Origin of the sequence: Paenibacillus elgii NBRC 100335, from assembly GCF_004000865.1 — a bacterium.
In the GTDB taxonomy this organism is placed as follows: domain Bacteria; phylum Bacillota; class Bacilli; order Paenibacillales; family NBRC-103111; genus Paenibacillus_G; species Paenibacillus_G elgii.
The window spans coordinates 39,754-55,653 of record NZ_BIMB01000048.1 but is presented as its reverse complement, the minus strand read 5'-3'; the positions used below and the strand labels follow the sequence as shown (position 1 = coordinate 55,653).

Here is a 15,900-nt window from a genome sequence, read left to right as displayed (position 1 = left end):
TTCCAAACATCTGGTGGATCAGCGTCGTTTGCTCTTCCGTAGGGTAGATGCGAAAGCGAAAAGCTTTATGATGCAACATGTGAGCATCTACCTCCTTTGGTGATTTCACGACAATTATAGAACATATGTTCCCATATATACACAAGAGATGCTGATTCATCTCCCCCTTGTCGAAGAGGGAGTCTTCTCAGCCTTAACGATAAAGCAATAAACATAAAGGGAAAGACAAGCACAAAGAAAAACGTCGTCTTATCGCGTACCAATTCCCGATAATTCATAAGAAACAGTTGGATAAACGCATTCCAGTTCGTCTTGATACTCGCTTTGTTCATGCTCCCTCTCCTGTCAGAGATTTGCCCGTCAGCTCCAAAAAGACGTCCTCCAGATTTCCCCGTTTGATCAGCAAATGCGTCCAGCTCCCGATATTAAACTGGCCGCTGCACAAGCGCGCTACGGTAGCGTCCGAATTCGTCGAGACCAAGGCTACCCTTGTCCTGCCGGAAGCGCGGTCCTGAGCGGCTGAGCTAATTTCGGGAAACGATTCGATCCATTTCATATCGCACTCTTCTTCGGTGTAGAACTGAACGATTTTTTCAGAACAGTAGGTATGGATTAATTCGTCCGGCGTGCCTAAGGCGATCATCCTCCCTTGATTCATAATCGCCACCCGATTGCACAGCGCTTCGGCTTCTTCCATCGAGTGGGTCGTCAAAACGACCGTCCGCTTTCTCTTTCGAAACGCCAAAATCGCCTCCCATAGATCGCGTCTTGCTCTGGGATCGAGCGAGCTGGTGGGCTCGTCCAAAAACAAAATTTTCGGGTCGGAAGCTAAAGCAACGGCGATCAGCACTCTTTGCTTCTGACCGCCCGATAAATTTTTGACCAAGGTGTCCGCCTTATCTTCCAGACCGGTTAGCGGAATCAGTTCGCGATAATCCAGGCCATGTCCGTAAAAGCTTGAAAAAAGCTTTAAGGTCTCCTTCACCGTTAAATGAAGCAAAAGACTGGCCTCCTGGGGCTGTACGCCTATTATTTTTTTGATCGCCTTGCGGTCCGCCTGTGCATCCCATTCAAAAATGCGAATGGTTCCGCTGGTCGGGTTTCTCATACCGACGATGCTTTCGAGCGTCGTCGTCTTTCCCGCCCCGTTCGGACCGAGAATGCCGAAAATTTCTCCCTCCTCAATCCGCAAAGTAAGATTTTCAACGGAAGTCACTGACCCGTACCGTTTGGTAACTTCTTTGAGGTTTACCGCCGCTCTTGTTTGTTCCAACCTTAATACGCCCCCTATCCCATCGAGACTGTGAATCGCCCGAACCAATAAATGTAATTAAATCCAAATAAACAATTTTTATCCTAATTAAAAATAGCATAGGAGATTGAAAATAAGAACAGGCTCATTTTCCTAATATAATTTGGTTTTGTTTACAATTATTTACTTTATTCGCACTTGAAAAAGCCCGGCAGCAGCACCCTTTACATCAAGTGTCTGTTGCCGGGCTTTTCCGCCCCGTTATAATTTCGGCAGCACCTGCCGGGCACCGAGAAAAATCCAAGTCACAATAACAAAAGGCAGCGTCAGGGTCGGCATCCCATACGCCTGAAACCACGTATTCAATCCGGCCGTCACGGGTACGGTACTGATGGCAGCCAGCAGGCCAACCAGCAGCGCCGGACGCTCCCTGGTGTGGAATACAGAGGATACCGCCATCATCGTCAAAACCGCGTTATACCCGAATATTCCGAGATTCAGATTCGTAATTTCCGCTCCCATCAAGTAGGCCGTCGGCCAGGCGATGGCAGTCCCCATGACCGCCAATAGCCCCAAGCGCCAACTCGCCCAGAATATGCCGAGAAGAATGAGGATTCCGGACAAGAAGCCGGTCTGGAAATAGACCTGATCAATCCCGTTGAGCAAGCCCGAAGCCAGATCGATCTCCCCGGCGGTGTTCATATGCCAGTGGGCAAGATCCTGGGGAATCAGCCCCGGGTCAAGCCGGAGCGCATTCAAATGATACGATGCCAGCAGGAAGAGCCAAGTCACCACCGTATACGGGAAGGTAAGGACCGGTATGTTGGTGCGCTTGAACAAATGCATGAACGCAGCCGTACATAGCGTGCCGAGCGCGGCTGCCCCCAGAATCGTGGCGAGATTGGCCGTCAGGAAGACGGATAAACCAAGCCCGGTCAGAACTGCGTTAAATCCGAACAATCCCTGATGAACGGCCGACTTGTCGGCCCCGCCCAAATAGCCGACCAAGGTGCCGATCATGGCGGACAGAAGGGCGATCACGCCCAGCTTGACATGTACCGTCGCCAAGGCGATGACAATGATGAAGCCCGTCCAGGCATTCTCGATCAGGATCACTTGGGAGACACCTTTTAAGGATGCGAGGATAAAAGGAACCGGGTTCCATTTCAGATTTAGCGCGTAAGCCTGAAGCTGTCTGTTCAGAATACAAATTCCTCCTTTCTAGCCCCACTTCTCCTCAATTCTGAATACTCGCCATATGCCATACGAGACCGACCATGTCAGAATGAAGAGGACGACCAGGATATAACCGACTGAGCCCAGATCCAGATTTTGCATATAGCTCCAGAAAGCGCCCTCCAGACTGAATTGTTCTGCCGAGGTTTGCATAATTTCAACGAATGCAACGAACAGGGCGGCAATAACGGACATGGCTGTCACCGTCAGGTTATAATACATTTTGCGTATCGGCTTGTTAAAAGCCCATTGGTAGCTGGACGTCATAAACACGCCATCCGCCGTATCCATCAAGCTCATGCCGGAGGCAAATAAAATCGGCAGCGACAGGACGCCGATCCACGAAATAGAACTGCTGGCCGCATTCTGGGACATGGCGAGCAGTCCGATCTCCGATGCCGTATCGAAGCCCAGACCAAACAGGAAGCCAATAAAATAAATATGCCAGCTGCGGCCAACCAGTTTGAACAGAGGACCGGTCAAGCGAGCTATGAAGCCTCTTGAATCCAGAAGCTGCTCCATTTTCTCTTCTTGGCCGGGCATCTGTTTCAGCTGCCTGAACACCCGGTACATCTGCACCAGAATGAACAAGTTGATGAGCCCGATCAGCAGCAGAAATAGGCCGGAGACGGTTGAGCCGATCACACCACCCCATTGCTCCATTATCGGCAGATTGCTTTTTACCCAGTTCATGGAGACGACAACCCCGACAGTTAACAACAGGACAACGGTAGAGTGGCCAAGCGAAAAATAAAAGCCTACCCCTTCCGGGTCCCTCTTTTGCTCGATAAGCTTGCGAACCGTGTTATCGATCGCCACGATATGATCCGCATCAAAGGCATGACGAAGCCCAAGGGTATAAGCTAGTACGCCAAGTCCCAGCATGGCCGGATGATGCGGAAGGGTGACGAGCAGGAATGCAATTCCGAGGATATGAAGGCCCAGAACGCTCCCAAAATATTTCATCCAGGGTTTGCCCGCTAGTGTACGTCGTAGCAGCATCATTTCACGGCTCCTCAGGCGTCAATTTAATATTTTCTGAGAAACACAGGCTTAAGCCCCAGCCATTGCTCGCGAACCAGCCTTTGGCAGGCCGCAAATAGCCGCTCAATATCCTGTGTGGACGAAGCGAGTACACGCACCGAAAATCCAGAGACGGGTAGCATGGACAACCCCACTCTGCACGGCGCTGTCCCGGCGTCCATGGCCTCATAGAGCTGATCCAGAAAATCCGAAGTCATCTGTTCCCCGACGACGATCAGTGACCCGAAATGAGTGTACCCCTCCAGCAAACCAATGCCTGTCAGGTCTTGCTCCGAAGGAGCAAGTCTTACCTGATCGTACACGGCCAGATCACCGTCTACATAAATTTCCGTCTTCAATCTCAGCCTGTCGTAGCTGAATAATTCGCCATCCGGCGACCATCCCGGTGTTACGATATCACTGAAGATGAGCGTTGAACCCCGCTCCATCCGAATCGTTGTCTTTTGCTTGTACTGGGCATGCCGGTAAGCAATCAGCGGGTCGGGCATATATTCAAGGAAGCTGCCCTTCTTCATCCTGATCTCCATATCCTGAACCGGCGCCGTATTTCGGGTCTTGTATACTTTGGTCGACGATTGGGTCGTGAGCAATAGTCTGGCGTCTTCGGCGAGCTCGATATCCAGCTTGTACCGGTCACCGTCCACATATCCGCCACCCGGATTCAAAATATAGTAATGCGGCTGTCCGGATTCGTCGGGATACAGTGGGCGGGTCAGCTTGAATGCATTCTCATAGTACAAATCCGTCGCTATGGTCTTTCCTTGCTTAGGAGCAACCGCCAGCCGCAGATATCCCGTCCATTCCATGGTTATTCCAGGCCTGCCAGCATGGCATTGTCCTTGATCCATTGGATGACTTCGTCAAGACCCTGATTGTCCTTCAGATTGGTAAATACAAACGGCTTGTTTCCCCGGAACGTATGGGTATCCTTAGCCATCACTTCCAAGCTTGCGCCGACATAAGGCGCCAAATCGATCTTATTGATAATGAACAGATCGGATTTGATCATGCCCTGTCCGCCTTTACGCGGAATTTTCTCGCCCTGCGCCACGTCGATAATATAGACGGAGAAGTCTACCAGCTCGGGGCTGAACGTCGCCGCCAGGTTATCGCCGCCGCTTTCCACGAATATAAGCTGAACATCCGGATGCCGCTTCACCAGCTCATCAATGGCCGCGAAGTTCATCGACGCATCCTCCCGGATTGCGGTATGCGGGCAGCCTCCTGTCTCGACGCCAATGATCCGATCATTCGGCAGCACACCGTTTTCCATCAGGAATTTCGCATCTTCCTTGGTGTAGATATCGTTGGTGACGACAGCCATGCTAATTTCTTCGCTCATATACCGGGTTAATTTCTCGACAAGCATGGTTTTTCCGGCGCCGACAGGACCACCGATTCCGATTCTGATTGCTTTCATATCCGTTCCCAGCTTTCTGTAATGGTATGATGTTAATGCCGATGTCTCTAGGACATAAACAATCGCACGTGCAGACGCTCATGGATCATTTGGGAGCATTCAAGGCCCGGAGATGCGATACCAAGATCATCCGGCTCTAATTGTACGATTCGGTCCACCGCCTGAATCAGTTCTTCCTGAAGCTCATGAATGAGCTGCTGCCCGTCGGTCTGCCCAAGCGGAATGCCTCGGACGCCATTTTGAATTAAACTTGTCGTGCATGAGAATAAGTAAGACAGCAGCGCCTGGGATGGCGAAATTTCAAAATGCCTTGCCAGCAGAGCGAACACAATAGCCGGATGACCGAAGGAAAGCCCGGCCCGGACCCGCTGCTGGTAGTCAGCCAGAGAAGGCGACTGGTACAGATCGTTGCCCAGCTTCAGCATCCGCTCCCCCATTCGCTGGCTCGCCTCTCGAACCTCCCTCGGAAGAAGCTGGGCGAACAGGATGCGGTCAATCTCCCAGACTCTCTCCGGCTCGCCCGCCTGAAGCGCTTCGGATACAAGGCGGAAAGCCAGCCCATCTGAGTAGATGAGCTGCTCCCGAATGTAGACCTTAAGCCACTTTTTGAAGCTGTGTTTGTCCATAACCTTGCCTTCCTGCATATACGTTTCCAGTCCGAAGGAATGACTGAACGCTCCGGTCGGCAAATTCGAATCACACCATTGAAGCAAAGTAAGCCATTGCTTATCCATGGCTGTGGCCGATATGGCGGAATGCCCGCTTGACCTGCTTCTTCTCACGGGAAAATGGAATGCCCTGCTCCTGCAGAAGCTCTTCCACCAAATAATCATATTGGATCAGCATCGCTTCTCCTTCGAATTGAGCCGGCAGATGGCGGTTGCCAAGCTTATGGGCAATATCGCCCATTTCCTGCAGTGTCCGCGGACGGATGATAAGAAGATCATCCGGAACTACATCGATCATGATGAGGTTATGATCATCCATGTACAGAATGTCTCCGGCTACGAGGTCTTTCGCTTCCTTCAAGCGAATGCCCAGCTCCTTGCCATGGTCGGTTGTCACGCGTTGGATTCTTTTTACCAGATCGCTGCTTTCCAGATATACTTTTTCAATATGACGCTTCTTCAGCTCTTCGCCGCTTAGCTGATCAATATGGGTTACCACTTGTTCAATAATCATCGGTTTCACCTCAGAATAGGAAATAGCGCTGGGCCATCGGCACAACATCAACGGGCTCGCAGGTCAACAGCTCGCCGTCTACCCGCACTTCATACGTTTGCGGATCAACCGTGATCTCCGGCGTTTCAGCGTTATGCTTCATATCTTTTTTGCTTACATGGCGAATGCCGTGAACCGGCAGCACCATTTTTTGCAAGCCCAGCTTTTCATGAACGCCAAGATCATAGGCTGCCTGGGACACAAAGGTGATGGAACTGCTTTGCAACGCTTTGCCGTAGGACGCAAACATAGGGCGGTATAAGATCGGCTGCGGCGTCGGAATGGAGGCGTTAGCGTCTCCCATCAGGCTGTGGACGATCATGCCGTTCTTCATGATCATCTCCGGCTTCACCCCGAAAAAGGCCGGTTCCCAGAATACGAGGTCTGCCATTTTACCTGCTTCAATGGAACCTACATAGCTGCCGATACCCTGAGCGATCGCAGGGTTGATGGTATATTTGGCTACATACCGCTTAACCCGATCGTTGTCGCCAACACCGGTATCTCCCGGCAGCTTGCCTCTTTGCTTCTTCATTTTGTCGGCGGTCTGCCAGGTCCGCATAATGACTTCCGCTACCCGGCCCATCGCCTGAGAATCGGAGCTCATAATGCTGATAATGCCAAGATCATGCAATATATCTTCGGCAGCGATCGTCTCTTTGCGTATCCGCGAATCGGCGAAGGCAATGTCTTCAGGCACCTTGGGGCTTAGATGATGGCAGACCATCAGCATATCCAGATGCTCGTCGATCGTATTGACCGTGAACGGACGGGTCGGATTGGTTGAGGCAGGGAGGACGTTGGCATAGCCCGCCATCTTGATAATATCCGGGGCATGTCCGCCTCCGGCGCCTTCCGTATGGAAGGTATGGATGACACGACCGTTAATCGCAGCAATCGTATCCTCGACAAAGCCGAACTCGTTCAGCGTATCGGTATGGATCGCCACCTGAACATCATATTCGTCTGCGACACGCAGCGCATGATCGATGGTCGAGGCCGTAGCGCCCCAGTCTTCATGGATTTTCAGGCCAATAGCTCCGGCACGTACCTGCTCGGCCAGCGGCTCTTCGGCTGATCCGTTCCCTTTGCCCAAGAAGCCGACATTGATCGGGAGACCTTCCGCAGCTTCGAGCATACGATAGATGTTCCACTCTCCGGGTGTACACGTCGTCGCCTTCGTGCCTTCGGCAGGGCCTGTCCCTCCGCCGATCATCGTAGTCAGACCGGAGGTTAGGGCAGCTTCGACTTGCGCCGGGTTAATAAAGTGGATATGGGTATCGATGCCGCCTGCCGTTACGATTTTGCCCTCGCCGGCAATGATTTCGGTCCCTGCGCCGATGATAAGGTCCACGCCATCCATCACCAAGGGGTTGCCGCTTTTGCCGATTCCGGCAATTTTCCCGTCGCGGATGCCAATATCCGCTTTATAGATCCCGGTATAGTCCACGATAATCGCATTGGTGATGACGACATCCATAACACCTTCTGCGCGTACCGCCAGCGGATGCTGTCCCATACCGTCGCGTACCGACTTCCCGCCGCCGAATTTGGCTTCTTCCCCGTACTGTGTATAGTCTTTTTCGATCTCAATGAACAGCTCCGTATCCGCCAAACGGACGGCATCTCCAGTTGTCGGTCCGTACATATCTGCATATTGTCTTCTTGACATACTGAAACTCATCATGATTCCTCCCTTATCCTTCTGCTGTAAACTGTGCGATGCTGACCGCGTACGTCTATCTGTTCACTGAGCTTTCAGTTTTGTTATTGAACCCATACACACGGCGTTCTCCGGCAAAGGGGATCAGCTCGATCTTTTTTGAATCGCCGGGCTCGAAGCGCACGGCTGCGCCGGCCGGGATGTTGAGCCGCATGCCAAAGGCAGCTTCCCGATCGAACGCGAGAGCTGTGTTTACTTCGTAGAAATGGTAATGAGAGCCTACCTGAATAGGACGATCCCCTGTGTTAAGCACCTCGAGGGTGATACTCTTTTTTCCCGCGTTGCAAACGATGTCGTCATTCCGCAAAATATATTCCCCTGGGATCATATCCATTTCTCCTTCTCTTCTGAATGATGGATGGTTAGATTCAGATAAAACTATTTGATCGGTTCATGAACCGTTACAAGCTTCGTCCCGTCCGGGAAAGTAGCTTCCACTTGTACGTCATGGATCATTTCGGGAACACCCTCCATCACATCCTCACGCGATAGCACCTTCGTACCCTCTCTCATAAGCTCCGCCACGGTTTTCCCGTCCCGCGCCCCTTCCAGAATTTCGTAAGTGATCAACGCAATCGCTTCGGGATAGTTCAGCTTGAGCCCTCTCTCCTTCCGGCGCCTTGCCAAGTCGGCGGCTACCACAATCATTAATTTCTCTTGCTCTCGAAGCGAGAGTTTCATAATCCAATCCTCCTTGTAGGAATTGAGATGTCGAGCTTGGTTGGTGTGTTTTTCCTGCGGAACAAGATTATTCTAGCGCCGCGACATTAAAATTAGATTAATGGAATATTATTCTAAAGTAAAATATTTATACTTAAATTAATATTTTCGTTTTTTCGACACAAAAAAGGTATCCCTCACCCATTTTCATGGCTTTGGGGGCACCTGTTCAGAGATCATAAAGTTGTAGACTGGCAGCTTCGTTAAGCTGGGCATTCAGAACTGCATTTTGTACAATAACTGTTAGAATGTTTGTAATAAGGGGGGAATTTCATTGATTGACGTAGATAATGCGGTGTTAAATAATATTGCTTGGTGTGGGATTGTTTGTGAGTCACATGGATTAATTCCAATTTCGAGTGAACGTGTATGGGGATTGCTTTCGAAAGCACCCGAACTATATCCCGATATCATTACTTCAAGCAGGCATACAACAAGTGATGAAGTTCATAGTTTTATTGGTGATCGACAAATATTCAGTATAAAAGATAGTTTTGCTAATCTTAATATGGTGCCATATGGTTTTACAGTATTACTTGATGCAGAATGGATTTGTCATGACCCGGTTGCTGATGTTGATCACGTTCAATCGGAATGGACCGTTGTATCAAGTGAAGAAGATTTAGCAAAGTGGACCTGCGCAAGCGGATTGCAGAAAGTGTTAAAACCAAAGCTATTAGAGCGAAAAGATGTGAAAATCTTTTTGCACGAAAATAATGGTGAACTATCGGGATTCATTGCTAACTTGAGTGCCAATACAGTAGGGATATCGAATGTATTTTCAAACACCAATAAAAAGATTTGGTCAGATATTGCTCCAATTGTTTCAAGCTATTTCCCTGGGATACAGATGGTTGGATATGAAAACGGTGATGATCTTACAGCAGCTCTCTTATCTGGGTGGGCATCCATAGGTCCACTTCGTGTTTGGATTAAATCACACGACTGTTCCAATTGAGTTCATATGGGGGAACTGCCGCGGGATCAATGGGGTGGCCTCGTTAAAAGACCGGAACTCCTTATACCATAAGGGATTCCGGTCTAATACTTTATTTTCGCTGAACAACATCCTCTTTTGCGTTAACGGCATCCGCTCCTGGCGACCTTCTTCTTACTCATATTGAAAAGTTTACTTGAAATTATCTATTAGGCTTGCCGACGTATCCTTGCGTCGTTTACTGCTTGAGCTCGTGCCCTTTCAACGGATTGTAATTCGGATCCAACAAACGCGCCATGGATTCCAGAGAATACATGCTGGCGTAGTGAACTCCGAGCCCCAATGTTTCCCACACATAGAACCGGCCGTCCTTCTTGCTCAGCCCATACAGCACGAACCGATGCTGGCTCCGAAAATACGAAGTGTCCGATGGTTTTGTCTTGTACAGCACATGCCCCACCACATAATACAGTCGGACAGTGTCCGTACTGGCTAAAATGTTGATTGGCGCTATGTTTGTTCCGATAAAAGTCAAGTCCTCAGGGAACAGTTGGTATTCCAGCTCAGTTTCTTTAAACTGTTCGGCCATCGGGATCCTGTTGGAGTTCAGGGAGGCAGGGTCGTTGGTTGCTTCATAGGCTTTCATATCCTCGGCATTCATGGCGGATAACCTTGCCTCAAGCAGTTTGCGAACCTCACTCTTGTCCTTGTCGGTAAAAGGTTCAAGCTCATAGCCGTCTTTGGAAATTGCACCGTCCCAGTAGGGGTCAAGCCGGGAGAAGTCATTCCCTTCCATCTTCCAGTCGCCTTCGGTCGTCCGGACCAGCACATAATACAACTCGTGCTTTCGCAGTTTTGAACCGATCCGGTACTGCTCTGAAACGGTAACGATCGCCATTCGATCGGTCATGTGAAGAAAGGCCATCTTCTCCGGTGTGACGTCTATTGGATGCGCCTGGAGGTAGTCGGCGTTCGCCTTAGCAGCCTTCTGGTCGCTTGTATCGCTGATCGTATTCAGGTAGAGGCCTGCATCTCCCTCACGGATCGCCTTCAGGTGGGCTGCGACCGTCGAAGCAATCTTGGACTCCTCACTCAGATCCATGCCTGCGGGAGGAGAGAGACTGAGCCATCTTCCTTCTTCAAAATACTTTAGCTCGATTTGGCCGGCGCCGTTCGCTTCGACGACAAAACCAGGATCGGGCTCGTTCATCTCATTGGGATAAGGGAGCGAAAATTGCTGAAGCAGGTGGTTCTCATACACGACCCGAATGTGTACTTCCTTCGCCCATTTTGATACTTTTCGATACAAAGACATCGCTGTTTCGGGCAAGCGTTTTTCGGCGAGGGATATGTACTGAGCAAACGGATGGCTCGCCCCTGCGGAGGAGCCGGACTTCAAGCGGCCGTCATTTAGCTCGATCGTAAACGTGATCGAACGTCTTTGTTTGTCAAAGTCCATCGTTAGATTACGGTAGGGAAGCACACCTTGCTCTTCGTACGAATCGGGCTTGAGCGTGTCGGCCAGCGCCTCTCCGAGTGTTTCGTCTGTAATATTTTGAATAAATACCGTTTTCGATGCGGCGTCCCACTTTACATGCTTGCCCGAAACTTCACCGACAAACCGCAAAGGCACATAGGTATCGCCATCGATCAAGCGCGGCGGTAAAGACAAGGGAATCATTTGTTTATTGTCCAAAGACGCATAGGGCCAATCTATTCCCATATCCAGTGTTTTGCCTTGTTTTTTTGCGGAAATGACCTGCTTTTCCGGAAGCCATTCCACACGGTACCCAAGGTTCTCGAACAAAGTGCGCATAGGGACGAACACCGAACCGTCGATGAGTACCGGGTCCGTAGGAAATGTCATTCGTTCTCCGTCCAGGATGACCGCTATCCGCTGTTCTTCCGCATGAGCCGTTCGCAGCGAACCCTCAAGCATAACCGACATCATGAAAATGATAAGTATAAAAACATATCGCCGCATTTTTCTTGACCCGCCTATTCTTTTTTTGTCGAAGTTTGACATGACCAACTATTTTCGACAAATTACCAAAAATTCCTTCAAAACTTATCCCCCCCTCCCCCCTACTTTTTTTAAGGTTCCTGTAAGGTTCCTATTAAAACGCTGTAAGGTACGGCGAATTATAATCGTTCTTGTAGAGATACAAGGAGGATTGCTTTATGAAAACCATCTTACAGGCAAGCAACGTTCAAAAAATATACGGCACGAAGGAAAATCAATACAAAGCGCTGGAAGATATCGATCTGGAAGTGAAGGAAAGCGAGTTTATCGGCATCATGGGGCCTTCGGGGGCAGGGAAATCCACTTTGCTCAATATTTTGTCCACCATCGATACCCCGTCGTCCGGGGAAATCGTCATCGCCGGTCAACATATCGTCAAGATGAACGAGGAACAATTGTCGGACTTCCGCCGCAATCAGCTCGGCTTTATTTTTCAGGACTATAACCTTCTCGATACGCTGACGGTCAAGGAAAACATCCTGCTGCCGCTCGCCTTATCGAGAGTTCCGGCCAAAGAAATCGAAGCGCGCGTCCATGAAATTGCCGATACGTTCGGCATCCGGGACATTCTCGACAAATACCCTTATCACATCTCCGGGGGCCAGAAACAGCGGACAGCCGCGTCGCGCGCCATTGTCGCCAATCCGAGCTTGATCCTGGCGGACGAGCCAACGGGCGCACTGGATTCGAAATCGGCCACCAGCCTGCTCGAAAGTCTGACCCTGCTCAACGAGCGGCATCGATCGACGATCATGATGGTGACGCATGACGCGTTCGCCGCAAGCTTCTGCAAGCGAATCTTGTTTATTAAAGACGGCAAAATGTACGCCGAAATTCATAAGCTCCAGCAATCACGGCAAGAGTTTTTCCAAAAAATATTGGATGTCCTCGCCTCGCTTGGAGGTGGCGGTAAATGACGCTAGCTCAGCTTGCCGGAAAAAACATCCGGAAAAACTTTACCAACTACTTTCTGTACTTTGCTTCGATGATTTTCAGCATCGTCATCTACTTTACGTTCGTGTCGCTAAAATACGATTCGACGATCCTGGCTACATCGGACACGTCACCTAAAATCAGCTCCGCCTTTACCGGGGCTTCGGCGGTCTTGATGATTTTCGTCGCCATATTCATCTGGTATTCCAATGCCTTCTTCACCCGCAAGCGTAAAAAAGAAGTCGGCCTATACTCGCTGCTCGGCGTGCGGAAGAAGCAAATCGGCCGGATGCTGTTCTACGAAAACCTGATGATGGGCCTCTTCGCCCTCGTGATCGGTATCCTGCTCGGATCGTTATTGTCCCGAGGGTTTGTGACGATTCTGATGAAGGTCATGGGCTATGACGCGATGGCGAATTTTCATATTTCGCCGCAAGCCGTGATCAATACGATCGTCGTATTCACCGTAATTACCGTCATTACGTCGCTCCACGGGTACCGATTGATTTACCGGTTTAAATTAATCGAGCTGTTCCAAGCGGACAAAGAAGGGGAGCAAGAGCCGAAAGCCTCCTTGGTGATGGCGCTGTTAGCCGTACTGTGCATTGGCATCGGCTACTGGCTGGCGCTTCAAAACATATTGGAATCCGCCGTTTGGCGAAAATTGGGCTTCATGGTAACGCCGCTCGTGATCGTGGTCGCCGTAATCATCGGTACGTATTTATTGTACAGCACCTTCATCGTGTACCTGTTGAAGATGGCCCGGAAAAACAAAAAAAGATTTTGGAACGGCGTGCAGATTATCAGCACCTCCCAGCTCCTGTACCGCATGAAAGGAAACGCCCGCACGTTAACAATTATCGCCGTCCTGAGCGCAACGACACTGACGGCCGTCGGAACGGCGTACAGCTTCTATTACAACAACCGAAGCAGCGTCGCGCTTGCCGATCCGAACAGCATGATGTTTATAGCGAATGACCAACGCATAGTAAATGAAGTTCAAGACCGGATTTCGCGCGATCCGAAGCATGAGGTTGTTTATCATGAGCGTATTCCGGCCCTGCAAATGAAGGTAGATATTACGAGCCTTAACAGTAAAATTTCCAGCGATATTGTGAGCTATACCGTCATTTCCAATACAGCTTTTAACAAATTGGCAGAGCTCCAGCAGCGAAAAGATTCGCTGGCGCTGCAAGGACAAGAAGCGGCCGTACTGGATGCGGGATATTACGAAGGGCTGTCGCCCGAATATGTAGGCTCGACGGTGTCCTTGAAGGCAAAAGAGCTTGCGGAGAACGTTACTTTCACAAGCTTAAAGCGGTACAACGTCCTCAATCTTCGGACAGCGAATACAACGGTCATCGTCAGCGATGAGGTATTTGCCAGATTACAAAAAGAAGCTCCTCTCGCGAATATGGAAGCTTACAAGATGACGCACGAGGACGATGCGAAGTCCTTAACAAGCGAAATTCAAGCCATACTGCCGCGGGAAGCGCGCTTTTCCAGCTTCTACACGGATTATGCCGCCGGTATGGAATCGAGCGGGCTCATCATTTTTATGGGCGGGTTCTTGGGCTTGGTTTTTCTCGCCGCCACGGGAAGCATCATTTACTTTAAACAGCTCACGGAAGCGAACGCGGACAAGGACCGTTACATCATTCTGCACAAAATCGGCGTGAACAAAAAAGAAATTCGCAAATCGATCGCCAAACAAATCTTATTCGTCTTCGCCCTGCCGTTAATCGCGGGAATCGCGCATTGCGCCGTTGCTTTAACTGCTTTATCCAGGCTCATCCAAACGAATCTTGTGATTCCCGTCTTGATCTGCATAGGCGCTTACGCCTGCATGTACATCGTTTATTACTTCTTAACCGTCAACACCTACTACAAAATTGTAACCAAATCGAATGCATAACAGGAACAGGAGAGGACCTATGAAAAAACTCATCATTTCTTGCATCGTCATCGCGGCTCTTTTACTCGGAGGCTTGTTCTTCCTACAGAACGTCAACCTAAACCGCTTAGGAGCGGATGTCTATTATACGCAGGTTCAAGGACAAGGAAAGAAGCTTGAAGATAAAATCGACAACGGAGAAATTATGGTCAGATACGAATACGAGCTGCTGGCTTTTGACAAGAACGGGCAGCAAAAGACATTTAAGTTCTCCGCCCCGAAGCAGCTTCGGGAGAAAGCGTACCTCAGTCTGTTTGTGAAAGACGGAAAAGGCGTGACCTCCTACGAGGAAGTAAAGAAAGAAGAGCTTCCGGGGAAAGCAAGTCAGCAGTTGCAGTAAATCGAACAATCGTAAGGAGCCAACCACTATGAACCCATCCATCCCACAGCAAGAAAGGATCGCAGCCCTGGATATCATTCGGGGGCTTGCGTTATTCGGCATCTTGTTTATCAATGTCAAAGGATATATCGTCCTCACCGAAGGGATGATCATACCGGAGTACACCGGAATTAATCAAGTCATCGATACCCTGATTCTCATGTTCGTGGAAAAGAAATTTTTCTCCATCTTCTCGTTCCTGTTCGGCGTTGGCTTTTACATCTTCGCCTCGCGCGCCGAGCGTCGGGGGGACAAGCCGCTCTGGCGGTTTACCCGCCGCTTGCTGGTGCTCCTCCTGATCGGCATTATCCATGCCTTTGTCTTCTGGGGCACCATCCTGCCTATTTACGCCTTGATCGGTCTGCTGCTGCTTCCATTTTACCGGGCCAAGGTGACGACAATCCGCAATTGGCTTGGCGGCATCTCCGGAGTGTACTTGCTTGCGCTCATCTCGAAGCTCGCAATGGGGGCTGCGGTTCCGCTATCCAGCGTGGTCGATTTTGTGATCTCGGATACGACTTTAATCTTCATCATGTTCTTGGCCGGGTTTCTTGCAGCCAAAGCTGATTGGATCAGACGGATCGGAGAATTGAAAAAGCGGTTTCGACTTATGCAGCTTGGGTCCTTGCCGATTTTTGCCGGGTTGTCGGTCTGGATCTGGCTGGCTGCCCAGCATGGAACGGATGACTTGAAGCTCATTATTTCCTTGAGCGCCATTCCCGGGGTCTTGTTGTATGTCACATCGCTGTTTCTGCTGCTTGAGCACCGGACAGCCCGGACGATCTTTCAGCCCTTCGCACGCGTGGGTCAGATGGCGCTGACGAATTATGTCGCCCAAAGCTTAATCGGATCATTGTTCATCTCGCTTATGGGCCTGGAGACGGTGTCCCCCGTCCATGTGGTCCTCATCGCCTGCCTGATTATGATCGTGCAGATCGTCTACAGCAGCCTGTGGTTCCGCTATTTTAAGATGGGCCCACTGGAAAAAGCATGGCGGTTCATGACCTACGGCAAAAACCAAACCGCCAAATAAACCGGACAATGCGCAATGAAGCCGA

At 50.1% G+C, this 15,900-nt stretch carries 17 protein-coding genes; 5 read left to right on the top strand and 12 right to left on the bottom strand.

The window, feature by feature from the left end; translation table 11 throughout:
- The 11 genes from PEL01S_RS26860 to PEL01S_RS26800 form a co-directional block, all read right to left on the bottom strand.
- Positions 1 to 79, bottom strand: a 79-nt coding sequence (locus PEL01S_RS26860) for a helix-turn-helix domain-containing protein (RefSeq protein WP_157244170.1), incomplete at its 3' end; no start/stop codon positions are given.
- Between the two features lie 249 nt (positions 80 to 328).
- A complete protein-coding gene (locus tag PEL01S_RS26845; RefSeq protein WP_163768350.1) occupies positions 329 to 1,273 on the bottom strand; it encodes an ABC transporter ATP-binding protein in 945 nt (314 codons plus the stop codon).
- Positions 1,274 to 1,513: 240 nt separating this feature from the next.
- Positions 1,514 to 2,398 carry an urea transporter gene (locus PEL01S_RS26840; RefSeq protein WP_127462437.1) on the bottom strand — a complete coding sequence of 295 codons (885 nt, stop codon included), beginning with the start codon at positions 2,396 to 2,398 and terminating at the stop codon, positions 1,514 to 1,516.
- Between the two features lie 75 nt (positions 2,399 to 2,473).
- Complete coding sequence (locus tag PEL01S_RS26835) at positions 2,474 to 3,493, bottom strand: HoxN/HupN/NixA family nickel/cobalt transporter (RefSeq protein ID WP_127462436.1); 1,020 nt, start codon at positions 3,491 to 3,493, stop codon at positions 2,474 to 2,476.
- A gap of 23 nt (positions 3,494 to 3,516) precedes the next feature.
- Positions 3,517 to 4,338 (bottom strand): urease accessory protein UreD, encoded by an 822-nt coding sequence (locus PEL01S_RS26830; protein WP_127462435.1) that lies wholly within the window; start codon positions 4,336 to 4,338, stop codon positions 3,517 to 3,519.
- Positions 4,339 to 4,340: 2 nt separating this feature from the next.
- Positions 4,341 to 4,952 carry an urease accessory protein UreG gene (gene ureG, locus PEL01S_RS26825; RefSeq protein ID WP_127462434.1) on the bottom strand — a complete coding sequence of 204 codons (612 nt, stop codon included), beginning with the start codon at positions 4,950 to 4,952 and terminating at the stop codon, positions 4,341 to 4,343.
- Between the two features lie 47 nt (positions 4,953 to 4,999).
- On the bottom strand, positions 5,000 to 5,686 hold the full coding sequence (locus PEL01S_RS26820; protein ID WP_164824322.1) for an urease accessory protein UreF: 687 nt from the start codon (positions 5,684 to 5,686) through the stop codon (positions 5,000 to 5,002).
- On the bottom strand, positions 5,679 to 6,134 hold the full coding sequence (gene ureE, locus PEL01S_RS26815; protein WP_127462433.1) for an urease accessory protein UreE: 456 nt from the start codon (positions 6,132 to 6,134) through the stop codon (positions 5,679 to 5,681). Before ureE ends, PEL01S_RS26820 begins: the two co-directional genes overlap by 8 nt.
- Positions 6,135 to 6,144: 10 nt before the next feature.
- Complete coding sequence (ureC, locus tag PEL01S_RS26810; RefSeq protein ID WP_127462432.1) at positions 6,145 to 7,857, bottom strand: urease subunit alpha; 1,713 nt, start codon at positions 7,855 to 7,857, stop codon at positions 6,145 to 6,147.
- Between the two features lie 55 nt (positions 7,858 to 7,912).
- Complete coding sequence (locus PEL01S_RS26805) at positions 7,913 to 8,224, bottom strand: urease subunit beta (protein WP_063184851.1); 312 nt, start codon at positions 8,222 to 8,224, stop codon at positions 7,913 to 7,915.
- A 50-nt stretch (positions 8,225 to 8,274) separates the two neighbouring features.
- Positions 8,275 to 8,577, bottom strand: coding sequence for an urease subunit gamma (locus PEL01S_RS26800; RefSeq protein ID WP_010500693.1), 303 nt, complete (start codon positions 8,575 to 8,577; stop codon positions 8,275 to 8,277).
- A 313-nt stretch (positions 8,578 to 8,890) separates the two neighbouring features.
- Here PEL01S_RS26800 and PEL01S_RS26795 point away from each other — a divergent pair, with 313 nt between their 5' ends.
- A complete protein-coding gene (locus PEL01S_RS26795; protein WP_127462431.1) occupies positions 8,891 to 9,574 on the top strand; it encodes a hypothetical protein in 684 nt (227 codons plus the stop codon).
- Positions 9,575 to 9,791: 217 nt separating this feature from the next.
- On the opposite strand, the gene PEL01S_RS26790 is transcribed toward PEL01S_RS26795, so the two are convergent.
- Complete coding sequence (locus PEL01S_RS26790) at positions 9,792 to 11,537, bottom strand: copper amine oxidase N-terminal domain-containing protein (protein ID WP_163768353.1); 1,746 nt, start codon at positions 11,535 to 11,537, stop codon at positions 9,792 to 9,794.
- Positions 11,538 to 11,734: 197 nt separating this feature from the next.
- On the opposite strand from PEL01S_RS26790, the gene PEL01S_RS26785 reads away from it, so the two are divergent.
- From PEL01S_RS26785 to PEL01S_RS26770, 4 genes are read left to right on the top strand one after another with little or no spacing between them, the layout of a single operon-like run.
- Positions 11,735 to 12,493, top strand: a complete 759-nt coding sequence (locus PEL01S_RS26785; RefSeq protein ID WP_127462429.1) for an ABC transporter ATP-binding protein — start codon at positions 11,735 to 11,737, stop codon at positions 12,491 to 12,493.
- Positions 12,490 to 14,424: an ABC transporter permease gene (locus PEL01S_RS26780; protein WP_127462428.1), complete on the top strand. Its 1,935-nt coding sequence runs from the start codon at positions 12,490 to 12,492 to the stop codon at positions 14,422 to 14,424. The genes PEL01S_RS26785 and PEL01S_RS26780 overlap by 4 nt, the downstream gene beginning before the upstream one ends.
- A gap of 19 nt (positions 14,425 to 14,443) precedes the next feature.
- Positions 14,444 to 14,803: a YxeA family protein gene (locus PEL01S_RS26775; protein WP_063184856.1), complete on the top strand. Its 360-nt coding sequence runs from the start codon at positions 14,444 to 14,446 to the stop codon at positions 14,801 to 14,803.
- Positions 14,804 to 14,831: 28 nt separating this feature from the next.
- The gene (locus tag PEL01S_RS26770) at positions 14,832 to 15,875 is read left to right on the top strand and encodes a DUF418 domain-containing protein (RefSeq protein WP_127462427.1); all 1,044 of its coding nucleotides are present in this window, start codon (positions 14,832 to 14,834) and stop codon (positions 15,873 to 15,875) included.
- The last annotated feature ends 25 nt before the right edge of the window (positions 15,876 to 15,900 follow it).

Excerpts from the sequence above, each read along its gene's own strand:
- PEL01S_RS26770 (WP_127462427.1), top strand. The coding sequence starts at position 14,832 with ATGAACCCATCCATCCCACAGCAAGAAAGGATCGCAGCCCTGGATATC.
- PEL01S_RS26790 (WP_163768353.1), bottom strand. The coding sequence starts at position 11,537 with ATGCGGCGATATGTTTTTATACTTATCATTTTCATGATGTCGGTTATG.
- PEL01S_RS26805 (WP_063184851.1), bottom strand. The coding sequence starts at position 8,224 with ATGATCCCAGGGGAATATATTTTGCGGAATGACGACATCGTTTGCAAC.
- PEL01S_RS26830 (WP_127462435.1), bottom strand. The coding sequence starts at position 4,338 with ATGGAATGGACGGGATATCTGCGGCTGGCGGTTGCTCCTAAGCAAGGA.
- PEL01S_RS26800 (WP_010500693.1), bottom strand. The coding sequence starts at position 8,577 with ATGAAACTCTCGCTTCGAGAGCAAGAGAAATTAATGATTGTGGTAGCC.
- ureG (WP_127462434.1), bottom strand. The coding sequence starts at position 4,952 with ATGAAAGCAATCAGAATCGGAATCGGTGGTCCTGTCGGCGCCGGAAAA.
- PEL01S_RS26835 (WP_127462436.1), bottom strand. The coding sequence starts at position 3,493 with ATGATGCTGCTACGACGTACACTAGCGGGCAAACCCTGGATGAAATAT.
- PEL01S_RS26780 (WP_127462428.1), top strand. The coding sequence starts at position 12,490 with ATGACGCTAGCTCAGCTTGCCGGAAAAAACATCCGGAAAAACTTTACC.
- PEL01S_RS26785 (WP_127462429.1), top strand. The coding sequence starts at position 11,735 with ATGAAAACCATCTTACAGGCAAGCAACGTTCAAAAAATATACGGCACG.
- ureC (WP_127462432.1), bottom strand. The coding sequence starts at position 7,857 with ATGAGTTTCAGTATGTCAAGAAGACAATATGCAGATATGTACGGACCG.
- PEL01S_RS26820 (WP_164824322.1), bottom strand. The coding sequence starts at position 5,686 with ATGGATAAGCAATGGCTTACTTTGCTTCAATGGTGTGATTCGAATTTG.
- ureE (WP_127462433.1), bottom strand. The coding sequence starts at position 6,134 with ATGATTATTGAACAAGTGGTAACCCATATTGATCAGCTAAGCGGCGAA.
- PEL01S_RS26775 (WP_063184856.1), top strand. The coding sequence starts at position 14,444 with ATGAAAAAACTCATCATTTCTTGCATCGTCATCGCGGCTCTTTTACTC.